Origin of the sequence: Natrialba sp. PRR66 (genome assembly GCF_034808065.1) — an archaeon.
In the GTDB taxonomy this organism is placed as follows: domain Archaea; phylum Halobacteriota; class Halobacteria; order Halobacteriales; family Natrialbaceae; genus Natrialba; species Natrialba aegyptia.
The window spans coordinates 1-271 of the sequence record NZ_JAXHGN010000113.1 but is presented as its reverse complement, the minus strand read 5'-3'; the positions used below and the strand labels follow the sequence as shown (position 1 = coordinate 271).

The following is a 271-nucleotide window of genomic DNA, read 5'->3' as shown; positions in this document are numbered from 1 at the left end:
GCAGGACTTGAGCACGAAGGTTCGCTCCCCCTCACTGACGCCAGAGCAAAACACTCGGGATGTCATGCTTGATTCGGATCAGGCTACGAACGTACTGGCTCAACTCGAAAAATACCAGTACGCGACGTTGGGGCACGTCACAATCGCCTTACTGTGGCACACGATGGTGCGCGTCGGAGCCGCACACGCGTTGGACCTCGATGACTACCACCCAGACGAGCAGTACCTCGATGTCCGTCATCGCCCAGACCAGGGAACGGCAATCAAGAAC

General features: G+C 57.6%; 1 pseudogene. It reads left to right on the top strand.

Going from position 1 to position 271, the window contains the following annotated elements:
* Positions 1 to 64: 64 nt before the first annotated feature.
* Positions 65 to 271 (top strand): annotated as a pseudogene (locus tag SM755_RS23675) (site-specific integrase); the annotation flags it as partial.